Origin of the sequence: Flavobacterium sp., from assembly GCF_049240005.1 — a bacterium.
Taxonomy (GTDB): domain Bacteria; phylum Bacteroidota; class Bacteroidia; order Flavobacteriales; family Flavobacteriaceae; genus Flavobacterium.
This window is the reverse complement of sequence record NZ_JBMLTK010000028.1, coordinates 18,216-32,059: the sequence shown is the minus strand read 5'-3', so window position 1 is coordinate 32,059 and position 13,844 is coordinate 18,216. Positions and strand designations below refer to the sequence as shown.

General features: G+C 30.1%; 11 protein-coding genes. All 11 read left to right on the top strand.

All coding sequences use genetic code 11. From position 1 onward, the window contains the following. Window positions 1-236: 236 nt before the first annotated feature. The 11 genes from ACOVQQ_RS02800 to ACOVQQ_RS02750 all read left to right on the top strand — a co-directional run bounded on the left by ACOVQQ_RS02800 (window position 237) and on the right by ACOVQQ_RS02750 (window position 13,839). Window positions 237-1,238 carry a DNA-binding protein gene (locus ACOVQQ_RS02800; RefSeq protein ID WP_166235706.1) on the top strand — a complete coding sequence of 334 codons (1,002 nt, stop codon included), beginning with the start codon at window positions 237-239 and terminating at the stop codon, window positions 1,236-1,238. 3 nt (window positions 1,239-1,241) lie between these two features. Then, complete coding sequence (locus tag ACOVQQ_RS02795) at window positions 1,242-1,694, top strand: type II toxin-antitoxin system death-on-curing family toxin (protein ID WP_421816842.1); 453 nt, start codon at window positions 1,242-1,244, stop codon at window positions 1,692-1,694. Window positions 1,695-1,766: 72 nt separating this feature from the next. Beyond that, window positions 1,767-5,126, top strand: a complete 3,360-nt coding sequence (locus ACOVQQ_RS02790; RefSeq protein WP_421816841.1) for a helicase-related protein — start codon at window positions 1,767-1,769, stop codon at window positions 5,124-5,126. A gap of 245 nt (window positions 5,127-5,371) precedes the next feature. After that, window positions 5,372-5,830 carry a hypothetical protein gene (locus tag ACOVQQ_RS02785; RefSeq protein ID WP_421816840.1) on the top strand — a complete coding sequence of 153 codons (459 nt, stop codon included), beginning with the start codon at window positions 5,372-5,374 and terminating at the stop codon, window positions 5,828-5,830. 726 nt (window positions 5,831-6,556) lie between these two features. Continuing rightward, a complete protein-coding gene (locus ACOVQQ_RS02780) occupies window positions 6,557-7,246 on the top strand; it encodes a LytTR family transcriptional regulator DNA-binding domain-containing protein (RefSeq protein ID WP_421816839.1) in 690 nt (229 codons plus the stop codon). A 2-nt stretch (window positions 7,247-7,248) separates the two neighbouring features. Then, the gene (locus ACOVQQ_RS02775; RefSeq protein WP_421816838.1) at window positions 7,249-7,920 is read left to right on the top strand and encodes an FHA domain-containing protein; all 672 of its coding nucleotides are present in this window, start codon (window positions 7,249-7,251) and stop codon (window positions 7,918-7,920) included. Window positions 7,921-8,018: 98 nt separating this feature from the next. After that, entirely contained in the window at window positions 8,019-8,999 is a 981-nt protein-coding gene (locus ACOVQQ_RS02770) for a hypothetical protein (protein WP_421816837.1), read from the top strand. A gap of 167 nt (window positions 9,000-9,166) precedes the next feature. Next, window positions 9,167-9,721 carry an FHA domain-containing protein gene (locus tag ACOVQQ_RS02765; protein ID WP_421816836.1) on the top strand — a complete coding sequence of 185 codons (555 nt, stop codon included), beginning with the start codon at window positions 9,167-9,169 and terminating at the stop codon, window positions 9,719-9,721. A 21-nt stretch (window positions 9,722-9,742) separates the two neighbouring features. Further along, complete coding sequence (locus ACOVQQ_RS02760; RefSeq protein WP_421816835.1) at window positions 9,743-10,303, top strand: hypothetical protein; 561 nt, start codon at window positions 9,743-9,745, stop codon at window positions 10,301-10,303. 11 nt (window positions 10,304-10,314) lie between these two features. After that, window positions 10,315-11,985: a serine/threonine-protein kinase gene (locus tag ACOVQQ_RS02755; RefSeq protein ID WP_421816834.1), complete on the top strand. Its 1,671-nt coding sequence runs from the start codon at window positions 10,315-10,317 to the stop codon at window positions 11,983-11,985. Between the two features lie 24 nt (window positions 11,986-12,009). Then, window positions 12,010-13,839, top strand: coding sequence for a serine/threonine-protein kinase (locus ACOVQQ_RS02750; RefSeq protein WP_421816833.1), 1,830 nt, complete (start codon window positions 12,010-12,012; stop codon window positions 13,837-13,839). Window positions 13,840-13,844: the final 5 nt, after the last annotated feature.

The window sequence follows — 13,844 nt, the reverse complement described above, 5'->3', positions numbered from 1 at the left end:
TGTGAATAAAATCACTAAAAATAATCTAAACCAAAAGACCAGTAAAATAAGGGTTTTTCAACAATAACACAATATGTTTCCCTCATGAATGAGGAGAACATAAAAAAGTTATCAACAATAATTGTTTTTTTAAATAATTTTTAGTAATAAAATTGTTGTGTTGTAACAAAAGTAGTGAAAGAGTAGAACTCAGTTTTGTAGCAGGTGCTTGTAAAATAAAACAAAAAAGTCAGAAAATGAAAGATTTAACCGTTTCAAATATTGACCGTCAAAACATTCTAAATAACTATATAGTCATAATGCAATTACAAGACTATGTAGGTATACCGGGTATGTATTTTAAAGAACAATATGTATTCACAAAACAGCAAATTGCTGAATTTTATCAAATAGATGTTGTAACAATAGAACGTTACTTAGAAAATAATGAAAAAGAGCTAAAGCATAACGGTTATAATGTATTAAAGGGTAAATCATTAAAAGAATTCAAAGAAGAATTTGGTCATATTCTAAACTTGTCTAGCAGAACTCCACAGTTAGGCGTGTTTAATTTTAGATCGTTTTTAAACATCGGAATGCTTTTAGTAGAGAGCGATATGGCAAAAGCTTTAAGAAGCAAAATGCTTGATATTGTAATTGATAGTTTAAACCAAAAAACAGGAGGTTCTACAAAATACATCAACCAACGCGATGAAGACTTTTTTAATACAATATTAAAAGAACCTCATTATCGTAAAGAATTTACAAATGCCTTAAAAGAATATTTAGACTTAGGTCCTTTCAAATACTCATACTACACAGATAAAATTTATCAATGTGTTTTTAAAGAAAAAGCAGACGAGTATAAAAGAGTTTTAAAATTAGAAGCAAATGAAAACGTAAGAGACACCATGTATGCTGAAGTTTTAAAATTAATAGCTTCTTTTGAAAATGGTTTAGCACACGAAATGAAATCATTGTCGTTAAAGTATAATAGAAAATTGGCTAAGGCAGAAATGGATAATCTTCTTGAAAACTTTGCAGAACATCCATTATTTACACCATTAATCAACGATGCAAGAACAAAAATGGCTACAAGAGATTATGGTTTCAGGCAAGTTTTGCATGAAAATCTTGAACAATATATAGATAGTGTTTCAAAGACAGACTTTGATAGGTTCTTAGGTGAAAAAAGCAAAACTCTTGAAGAAAGAATTGATGAAAACATAGATGTATTCAAAAGATTAAAAGACAGATAGGGTATGAAATTCAATTATTTTGACATAGAATATGCTATCAAAGAACACGACTATATAATAGAAAAATCAGGTGGTTTATTTGGCATAAAAGACAAAGGACATTTGGAAGCGGTTTTAGATTTTGTTCAACATGATGGGTATTATCCAACTATAGAAGATAAAGCAGCTTATTTGTTTTATGCCTTAAATAAAAATCATGCGTTTTCTGATGGAAACAAAAGAGCATCAGTTGTTTTAACAGCTTACTTTTTCGAAATCAATCAATTAGATTTCATAGTTGGTAGATTCATGAGAGAAATAGAATATATTGCTGTTGATGTTGCTGATAACATAATAGATAGAGATTTATTACATGAAATAATTACTTCATTCATTTATGAAGATGATTTTAGCATCGAATTAAAAATGAAAATAATTGAGGCTAAAACAATTCATTTAAACAATCAAGAACAATAATTGACTAACACAAGAAAACAAAACATATCAATATTTTAAAAAATAGATAAGTGAATAAACGTAACTAAAAGAATGGCAAACAATTTCATAACCAATAATAAAACCAATAAATCATTAAAAGGAAGATTAAATACATTAATCGGCATTAGTGATGAGCTTAAATTTTTAGTAGGGTTCTTTTACTTTTCAGGTTGGCAAGAACTTTTTGAAAACTTAAAAAAGAACGAAAACCTAACACTAAAATTATTGGTTGGACTTCAAGTAGATCAAATCTTAAATAAAATTGTAGAACACGGTAGCCAAGAAGAGGAACAGTCACAAGACGACCTATTCAATCAATTCATGACTTCTATGGGAAATGCCATTAACAATGAAGAAATGGACACAGAAGCATTCTACAATCAAGTAGAGTTCTTTCTACAAATGTTAAACGAAAAACGATTAATCATTCGTAAAACCGAAAATTCAAACCACGCTAAGTTATACCTATTCCGTTTAAACCAAGAACAGGCAGAAATACAAGCAATGATAGGGCAGTTTATTACAGGTAGTAGTAACTTAACGCGTGCAGGATTATCGGGTCAGGAAGAATTCAATGTAGAAATAAAAGATTATGGTTTTACCGAAGCTGAAAACTATTTTGATGAACTTTGGGAACGAGCTATTCCAATTTCAGAAATCGAAAACAGAAAAGAGTTTTTGATACAATTCATTCAGCACAAATCGCAAGCAGCTTCAGTAACTCCTTTTGAAGCTTATGTCTTGATTCTAAAAACCTATTTAGACCTACAACAACAAAAACAAATAAAACCCGAAGTAGAAAATCTTCTGGAAGAAATTGGATATAAAAAATACAGCTATCAAACCGATGCAGTAAACCAAGCATTATCTATTATTGAGGAATACAACGGAGTTATTATTGCCGATGTGGTAGGTTTGGGGAAATCAGTAATTGCCTCTCTAATAGCTAAAAACTTAGGCAAAAGAGGAATGGTTATTTGTCCTCCAGGATTAATGGGTGATAAAACATACAATACAGGTTGGTGGGGTTATATTAATGAATTTAAATTGTATGATTGGGAAGTAGAAAGTAGAGGAAAATTAGAAGATTTAGCAGATACAATTCAAACAAAAGGAATTAAAGTTGTTATTGTCGACGAAGCACATTATTTTAGGAATCAAGATTCCGCAGATTATGAATCTTTACTTACCATCTGTAGAGACAGAACCGTAATTTTATTGACAGCTACACCATTCAATAATTCACCCGCGGATATATTTTCATTATTAAAACTATTTATTGTACCTGGTAAATCAGGTATCACAATTGATGATAACTTAGAAGGTTTATTCAGAGCATTCAATTATAAATACAAACGTCTTTCAGACATAATCAAAAACTGGAATTCTAACAAACCGGCTAAGCGTCAAAAAGCAGAAACATTATATCGCACCATGCTAGCTAAGGAATTACCCATAGACGTTAATGTGGTAAGACATGAAACTAAATTATTGGCAAATCAAATCAAGAGTATAATTTCCTCTGTAGTAATTAGAAGAAATCGATTAGATTTAAAAGAAGATTACGTTTATAAAGCAGAGGTTGGTGATTTATCTACCGTTAAAGACCCTGTTGAATTATTTTATCATTTATCACATGAACAAAATACATTTTATGACAGAATATTAAATGAATACTTTGAAGAAAACGGCAGATTCAAAGGAGCAATCTATCAACCTTTCAGTTATGAAAAAATTGTAGACGAGGATCAACTAGACGAACAAGGCAACAGACAATTCCAACAACAGCAAAACTTATTTGACTTCATGAGACGCTTATTAGTAAAGCGTTTCGAAAGTTCATTTGGGGCATTTAGTCAATCAATAGATCGTTTTTTACAAGTGCATATTTTAGTACGTGATTTCATTGAAAAGTCTAATGGCAAATACATATTAGACAGAGGTTTAATTGATAAAATTAAGTCATATGATGAAGACGATATTGATAGAATTTTAAGCGAATATTCTAAAGATTTATTAAATAAAAAAGTTCCAAAAAACAATACTGTTTATGATATTAATGATTTCCAAAGAAGGACTGAATTTTTGGAACATATTGAAAGTGATATTTTAGTTTTTCAAGAAATTCAAAGCCAACTAAAAAAACTAAAAATTGTAGAAAACGACCCAAAAAGAGAACGTATAGCAAATGAAATACAATCTATTTTAGAAAAAGACAAAAACAGAAAAGTCATATTGTTTTCAGAATATGTTGATACTATTAAACATTTAGAGCCATATTTCCGTGAGAAATTCGGAATGCGATTATTAGTTTGTGATGGTAAGGTTTCAAAAGAATTGGCTAAAAGTCTGAATTCAGATTTCAATGCGCAAAGAAAAGACGGACAAACCAATCATTTCGACATATTATTAACGAGTGATAAACTATCTGAAGGGTTCAATTTAAATCGTGCAGGCGTAATTATCAATTACGATATTCCTTGGAATCCAACAAGAGTTATTCAAAGAGTAGGTCGTATTAATCGTATTGGAGCGAAAGTATTTGACGAACTACACATTTATAACTTTTTTCCCTCGGAAATAGGAGCTGATATAGTAAAATCAAGAGAAATAGCAGCTCAAAAAATGTATTTAATTCATAGTTCGTTAGGTGAAGATGCTAAAATATTTGATGAAGAAGAGGAACCAACAGCGTCAGGTCTCTACTTTAAACTAAATCAAAATCCAGATGAAAGTGGCGGGATTAATACATCAACACATATTAGAAATATCTATAATGAAATAGAAACACAATATCCAGAATTAATAAAGAAAATAAGCAATTTACCAACAAGAGTAAAATCAGCTAAAAAAACGGACAACTATCAACTAAATGTCTTAAGAAAAAAAGGATTAAGTCTTTTCGCGCAAATTATTGAAAAAGAAGAGGAAGGTTATACTAACATCAAAGAAGTAACTTTTGACGATTTGTTATTAAACACTCAGTGTGAATTTAACGAAATTAAGTTGCCGCTTTCAAAAGACTTTTGGATTAATTATGAAAAAATTAAATCATTCAAGCCAAATTATAAAATAGGTAGAAGTGATATTGCATTAGAAGCAAAAGCTCTTGAAAATTTAAACGTGTACTTAAAAATACTGTCAGGAAGTGAAGAAAGCTTAGCAAAATTTGTTAGAATGCTAATAAAAGACATAAAAAAGTATCATACTTTATCAGTAAGAACTCTTGGTAGATTAGGCAGAAAAAAAATCGACTTCCATTCAAGTGAAAAAGAAGTCAAAGCATTTACTAGCGAAATTAATTGGATTAGAAACCATTTTGGCGATGACTATTTAGATACAATATTAACCAAAATAAATAATCAAAAAAATGAAGTTATTATCGCTGTTGAAAATCATTCTAATACTTAATGATATAAATTTGAATACAAATTGATGTCAGAAAAGAAGTAGATAACCTATTTAGAGGCAGGCATTATATCAGAAACTAGAGTACAACAAGGAAGTCAAATGAATTAACTGGCAATTTATGCATTTGGCTAAGTAAACTAGATCACGCTAAACTTAATATGTTGGAATCAATGAACTTAGGTTAATTTTTAATAAAACTCAGGTTCGTATCTTTACGCCAAACCCAACCCTAAACCGTAATTGCCATGTCATTGAAACCTCTTCAAGTCCGAAACCGCGAAAACCTAAGTGTAAAAGCAATAAAAGCGGTTGCCGTTTTCGAGAAATTACTCAGCGAGCTCAGTAAACGCGCAATGCCCGAAAGCACTGAGGCCTTTGTAAACGAGCACATCGAACGCATTAATGCTGCGGTATTGCCCGAAAATCAGTTACTAAGACTCATCGCTAAAAGTCAGGCGCAAATTTTGCAACAGGTAAAAAAAGAGCTCAAATGGGTGCCAAAAAATCATTACCGCGTATTGTTTACACTTTTTGGCATGAGCGCCTTTGGCATACCGATTGGCGTTGCTATTGGTACTGTGGCCAACAATATGGGCCTGCTCGGTTTAGGATTTCCGTTTGGTATGTCGATAGGCTTTGCAATCGGACATGTAAAAGACGAAAAAGCCGCCGCCGAAAACCGACAACTGGATTTGAATGTTTAGTTCAGAGAAAGCAAGCTAGAACTGATTTGGAAAGTGAGGAATTTGAAAACAGAAATTTAAAATCTGTCAAGTACTATTTTTCAATTTACATGCACATTAAATTTAGCATTACAACAAGGTGTACTTCACTAGAAGCACGGATTTATAGATGCAAATTCAGAATGTATACCCTATTCTTACATTATAATAGAGCTTCTTTTATACTTTGAAGAAATTTTGAAAAAACATCAACAGAGCCAATTAATACAATAAGGCGCTCAAACTGTTGGCAGTCTTTTTTAGTTGTCAGCTAACAAAAACAATGTCCCTTTGCATTCAACTTTTACTCACCTTTTTGCGACTTTTAAAACATAAATTTTCTTTTGAGAAATCTTTTCAAGAAGGTCACAAAACAGTTGAAAGTTTCGACTCTTGCCAAAGACTTACCAAAATATCCAATAAAGGTAAACACGCAGAAGATAGAACAATAGACCTTATTTCAATTAATAATTTTTAAATTATCCTAAATTTAATAAGAGAATAGGAACAAAACAACTCTAGTATTTTCACAATTACTAAAGTTAAAATAGCAACTATTTTAAGTTATAAAGAATCTTAGACCCTAGTTGTTTTGAAATAAAAAAATTACTTTCAAATATTAAGAACTGATAAGCTAATTCATTGTTTTTCAACTTAAATAAAGAAAGAAAAAGATAAATTTTTAGATTTGTTTAAAACAATTCTTACATGCAGCTTATCTTCAGAAACATAGAGGCACACAAGGTCTTGGAAATCAAAAATAAATTAAATGGTTTAGCATATGCTACTAAGGTTATATTACCTGAAAGCGTAGTTTTTTTTCATGCTCAAGATGAAAGTAAAGAAGAGCGAAAACAGATACGAGAGCAACTGCTTGCATTTCAAGCGCCGCTTTTCATTTTATCAAAATCTCCAAAGGTTGCCAAGCTAGCTTGGAAAATTAATGCAGCTTACTTTGTGGATATTGATGCACATGACTGGAAAAACGACTTAAAGTCTGGATTCGATAAATTCTTAATCAATAATGCTCATTTATTTGTCCAAAAAATAGAAATTCCATCCCTTCAATCTAGAGATTATATTAATCCCAATACGATTACTTATATAAAAGGGAGTGGCAATTATTCAGAAATTTACTTTGATGATCATTCAAAACTGGTTGTCTCTAAAAAGTTAAAAGAGTTAGAATCTTACTTTATATCGATGGAGTTTATTGAACGCTTTGGAAAAAGTATCATCTTGAACTTGAATATGATCAAAACCATTAAAGGAAAACAAATTCAGTTTAGCAATGGTGCAATATTGGAATTTCCAAAATACAATAAACAATTCCCTTATCTCATAAAACGATTAATGTGGGAAACAGCAAAAATTAATTACGAAGAAACACCAGAATAAACATGGAATTTTTGATAGGAAGAGAAGTAACGGGTGAAAACACACTATTAGTACCAGGAGAATTTTCATCAGTGAGCAGAGTTCATGCTAAAATAATTATTGACAACGGAGAAATTTTATTGCAAGACTTGAATTCAACAAACGGGACTTATGTCAATGGCAACCCTATTGTTAGTAAAATAGTCACCGTGGAGGATAAAATAACTTTAGGGGTAGAAACTAAATATATTGTTGATTTAGGTGAAATAGTCGAGCGTTATACTACTATTTTAAATGAAAACAAAACTGATTATTCAGAAGAGTTTGATCAAAGAAAAATTATTTATGAAACGTATAAAAAGAAAAGTAAAAAAATTAGAGAATTAAGAAGTTTGCAATCTATTTGTATACCATTTATAGGATTAATAGGTGTTTCAAAAGCTTACTTCAGTGAAGAAGGAATTCTAAATGCAGTTTCTCTAATTATCTCTTGTTTAAGTGCAACCATAGTTATTTATGTGTACTTAATTTCAAAAAAATTTGAAAACAAAAAACATGACTTTATAGCTAAGTATAACTGTCCAAATCCTAAATGCGATTATATTTTTCCAATTCATGATGAAAATTACTCATGGTTAAAACTGAAAAAGAATAAAGTCTGTCCAAAAAAATGCGGTGCAATTTATAATAAATAAGGTTTTGTACAGCCAACAATTGATTTCGTACAATTTATTAAAACTCAAAGCATATCCATTGCACCTTTACACTGTAAAACAAAATAAATAGCAAAATCATGGAAACGACAATTGATAATAGAAACAACGAACAACCCAAAAGTAAAGGGAATATTGTTTTAAGGGGATTATCAAAAATTCAAAAAGATACACTTCTTAAAACAGAGATTGGTTTAGCGGGGATTGCAATAGGAGCTGGGGCATTTGCTTTAATGGGATTTATCTCTAAATCCAATAATAAAATTGTGAAGCCAACAGATCCAACTCCTGATTCCAATGATAATGAAGTTTCTGATGATGCTGTGGTTATTTGTACAGAGGCACCTTTTGCAAAATCGGTGACTGATGCTATGGATTTTGAAAACGCTTACGCAACTGCTCGAGAAGAAGTTGGACCCGGTGGTTTTTTTGAATACCAAGGGAAATTATACAATACCTACACCAAAGAAGAATGGAATAGTATGACTGTTGAACAGCATCAAGAATATTGGCAATCGATTGATGAGGAAACTACGCAAATACAAGAAGTTGATTCAAGTGTTACAATTCCTATGAATAGTCCAATTGACGAACCAGAACCAGGTGGAAATGAACCAGAACCAGTAAAGTATGAAATAATTGATGAATTAGACCATGATTTTGAACAAAAAATCATCAAAGAGCTCGATAGCAATAATGATGGAAAGCCAGATATCTTTCTTGTAGATGCGAATGGTAATGAAATTCATGACCTCGTTTTGGACACCAATTTTGATGGAGATGCAGATATTATATTGATGGATGTGAATGTTGTTGGCAATGAAATTCAATTTGGAGCTGCTTATACAATGACAGGTGAAGTGCTTCCTATTGGAGGACCTATAAGTATTGGTCAAGGTGCTGATGATGAGGATTATGAGGGAAAGGACGATCAAAATGAAGATGATCAAGAAGATACCGAAGCTGATGAACTTGATGAAAACGACCTTCAAGGAAATTTGAATGATGAAGCAGATAATAACATCAGTAATGATGACTCGATTGATGGATTTTACAGCTAGTCATTATGGAAAAGCAACTTTTTAAGTGTCCAAATTGTGACATATCTATCGGGATATCTAATTTACCTAATAATCAAGAAGAATGGAATTCATTGCAATTCACTTGCTCCAATTGTAACCATCGAATAGGATTGATAAAAACTATTCAAGATTCAAAAACAAGTACTATGAAGAAAGTAATATTCAAAGAAAATTGTTCTTTTTGCAATAAAGAAAATACCATCGTAACTACCGAAGGTTCAGAAGGTAAAAGCATCAAAAACAAGTGTTTTCATTGCAAAAAGATGATGTTTTTAACTGTACCTGTTGCAAATGATACTTCAAATGGAAATGCAGTAACCAATAAAACCAAAGTAGGAAGTGTTAATCAAACAGAAAAAAAACTCTCCTTGTTAGTTTTAGCTTCTGAAAATAACAAAGAGCAGCATTTTGAAATTTCACAACCTTTCTTGACAATTGGCAGAAAAAACAATACAACAATCCAACCCGATATTGCCATTGAAACGGAAGACACTATGATGTCAAGAGCCCATGCTCTTATTAAGCGTAACGACAAGAACAATACTTTTTCAATTCAGGATAATGGTAGTTTAAACCATACTTTTATAAATGAAGAAAAGCTAAAGACCTTTGAAGACAAGTCTAGAAATGAAATAATTGTACTTCAAAACAATGATAAAATCCGATTAGGTAGAACGATAATTCAAGTAACAATTCTGTAAACCATTTTAAAACTAAAAATTATGAAAAATATAGTCTTAATACTAATCATGGCATCCATTTTTACGTCCTGTATAAAAAAAGAACAAGACCAAACAATTCAATCCGAGGTTGATTCTGTAATTACTCAAGAGGAATACCAAAGAGTTCAAGACAGTATTTATCAGGCCAAACAAGATTCGATTGCAGCAGTTCAAGAAGAACTTAAAAGAGAAGCTATTGAAAGAAAAAGAATTATGGCTGAGGCTTCTATCGCAGAATTCACAAAAAAATACATGAAGGCAGTTTCCTTTTTTTCAGGCGAAAATCCTACTTATGAAATTATTGATTCAGAAACAGAATATAATGCTGCCACTCAAAGTGTAAAATTTGTATTCCTATCTAGTTGGTATGCCTATCCAAGTTTCACAACTGAAAACGGCAAACAATTGCATCAAACAAAAGGAAGAATCACGTATTATGGTGATGGAGAGATTAGTTATGAAGAGCTTGAAAGAAATGAGACTCTTGAGTTTGCCATAAGTGAAAATGATCAAGCTGAAAAAGTGGCTCAGGTAATAAGTTTTTTACAGGAAAATCAATAATCCGAGAGAAAATGTCAAAATACAATCAAATCAAAACAATCGACGATTTTTTTAAACGATTTCATTACAACATCAAAACCGACTTAATCGGTAATGGTGCTTTTGGAAAAGTCTACAAAGCCCTTGACACTGTTTTACATCGAGAAGTTGCCATAAAGGTTTCTGAAGTAAAAATAATTGATGGTAGAGAGTTTTCATTAAAAGATGAGTTTAAAGCCCTAGAGAATCTAGGGAGTCATCCTAACATAGCCAACTATGAATATGTGTTTACTTTTGAAACACAACAAGGTATTTTTGATTATGCAATCTTACAGTTTTATAAGGATGGTAATTTAGATAACATAATAAAAAGTGAAAAACTGAACAATCAAGAAAAAGAAAGCATTGCTATCCAGCTACTTAAAGGTATAGATTTTTTACATGCTAACAACATTATTCATAGGGACTTAAAGCCTTCAAACATTCTTATTCATGTTTATGGTAAAGCAAAAGATAGAATCATTATACCATTAATAACTGATTTTGGGCTTTCTAAAAAAGCAATGAATAACAAAAACAGTTTAATAAACAATAGTTTTAGTGGTGGAACATTGGGATATAGCTCACCTGAACAACTTAAAAATAATGAAATTAGATTCAATTCTGATCTTTGGGCATATGGAGTAATTATATACGAGATTTTTACAGGAAAACAATTATTTAGTAATACAACATCGCATACAGGAAGTCATAGTAATGATGTAGAAATTTTTAACCAAATAGTAAATTTAAATATTTCAGATAAACTAAATGAACTCCCACCAATATGGAGAAATATTGCTAAATTATGCCTCATTAAAGACCCAAATGAAAGAATAAAATCAACAACTACATTATTAAAGATTATTGAAAATCCTGATAGGAGTTATGAAATTAATAAAAGTGAAACTCATCAAAAAAATCAATCGACTATTTTAGATGTGGTTCAAAACAAATCATTCACAAACCCAAAAAAAAATGACTTCAAATTCTTAAAATATGTTTTACTACTAGTAAGTGTAATTCTGTTATCTCTCATCATATGGAATAATATAGAAAGTAAAAATAATTTAGGACCAACACAAGAGAAGCAGCCGTCAAAAGATGTTTATAATAGAGACTTTTTTGAAGAAAAAAGTAAAAATGTGATCAATCAGAGAAAAGATAGTTTAAATAAACTAGACTCCATAGAATCTCGTAAAGTCAGTAAAAATTTAAACAATGATTCAAATTTAAGTGATAATTTCGACAGATTAACAAACTCAAATTTACCGAGGAATTTTGAAGGAGTAATCTATAACGCTACTGTAAATAAAACAACCAAATGTTTTATGAAATTAACTAAAAATACTGATGGGTCATATAGAATTACCGGAAATACGGATAATAAAAATTTATTTGGAACTTGGGATTTGAATAGCTATAACTATAAGGTAAAACCTAAATCATCTAACAAACAAATTGAATTTAATGGCGTTATAAATTTGGGTACAAAAGGAAGTGGATTTAAAAACCCAACTCTAGTTCCATTTAAATTGATTGTTGAAATTACAAATAAAGGAATGGTTGGATCGTACAAAATAAATGAACACAATTACTATAATGAAGAAACAAAAGAAGTTTATGGTTTTCAAGAGCAATCAGGTACAGTTAAATTAAAATAGTTTATAATAATTTAAATTCATGACATGAATTACGAACAGTTAAGACAACTATACAAATTTGATATTGAAAAAGATTTCAGAGGAAATGGGGCTTTTTCTGTTGTCTTTAAGGCAAAATACAATGATAGAGATAACTATCAATATGCTATTAAACGTTCTGAGGTAAAATTTATCGATGGTAAGAAATATTCCTTAGAAGAAGAATTCAAAGTCATAAAGGATTTATCTCCAAACGATAATATAGCTTATTATAAAGATGTAATAAATATTAAGACAGATCATGGTGAATACGATTATATCATTATGGAATATTACCCTTATGGTAACTTAAGTAAATTAATAAAACTTAATGGTGTTAGTTATGAAGAAGAACACGAAAAAGGAAAAGAATTACAAAAAGAATTATCTTTTGATGATAAAGAAAATATTGCAGTAGATATTTTAAAAGGACTGTCGTTTCTACATAAAAACAATAGAATACACCGTGATTTAAAACCTTCAAACATACTTATACATTATGATGAAAAAAGAAGATTAATTACACCATTGATTACAGATTTTGGTTTGTCTAAAATTGTAAATCAAGAAGTTGAAAGTTTCATTGAAAATAGTGTACAAGGTGGTACAGTAGAATATAGTTCTCCCGAACAAATTAAAGGAGATACAAAAATTTATTATAACACTGACTTATGGGCTTATGGTGTTATTATATATGAACTTTTTACAGGTAAATCACTATTCAATTCTACACCAAAAAATAATACGTCTGTTTCAAGACAAGGTATAGGAGATAAAATTTTGAATGAAAAAATCTCTGAAAATATTGAAGAACTCCCGAAAAGATGGCAAAAAATAGCCGAAAAATGTCTCGTAAGAGATCCTAATTATAGGGTTAAAACTGCTGATGAGTTATTAGATATTATTTTTAAAAATGAACAAAAAAAAGAAATTTTAATAAAAAATGAAGAAACTGTAGTTGAAGAAACTGTTAAATACAATAAAATTGAAACCCCTTTAGTTAAAACGACACATCCTCAAAAAGGAAAGAAAACAGGTTCAATTGAAATTCTTTACCCACTAGGCAAAAATTTTACATATTCAATAAATGATGGTAAATATACTACTGAAAAAACTTTTCTAAACTTAAATCCAGGTACTTATAAAGTTAGTGTAAAAGATGAAAAATCTAATATTAAATCGGTCGAAACAAAAATTTTATACTACAGAAAAGAGGAGTTTAAAGTTTTTTTGTACATTTTTGGAACGGTTTTTTTTATAATTCTACTCTCTTCTATCATAAAGATATACAAGGACAATACCTCAGATGATGTTGAAATCATTCCTGAATCTATAACAAAATCCTATGTTGATAAAAAGTATGACTCAATCAATTCAATACAATCAATTATAAAAGAAGCGAATTCTTATTTTGACAAGGGTGAATACAAGTCAGCAATTATTAGGTATAGGTTGGCAATAGAAAAAGATCAAGAAAAATCAAGAGAATTAAATTACTATTTAGGAGTATGTTATTTTGAATTAAAAGATTATGAAGAAGCAAAAAAATTATTTGCTTCATCAATAACTTATAATGCAGAAAATCAATTTGATGCCTTAAATTATATTGGATTATGCTTTTTAGAGCAAAAAAATTATCAAAAAGCATATGAATTCTTTAAAGATGCTAATACCAAAGAAAGCTTTTATAATATTGGTTTAATGTATGAAAATGGATACTATTTAGATCAAAGTGATGCTATGGCATATGAATATTATAATAAAGCATATATTAATGGATATGAACCTGCAAAAAAAGATGTTGATCGATTTTCCCCAACTTTACCACATAATTAATTTTA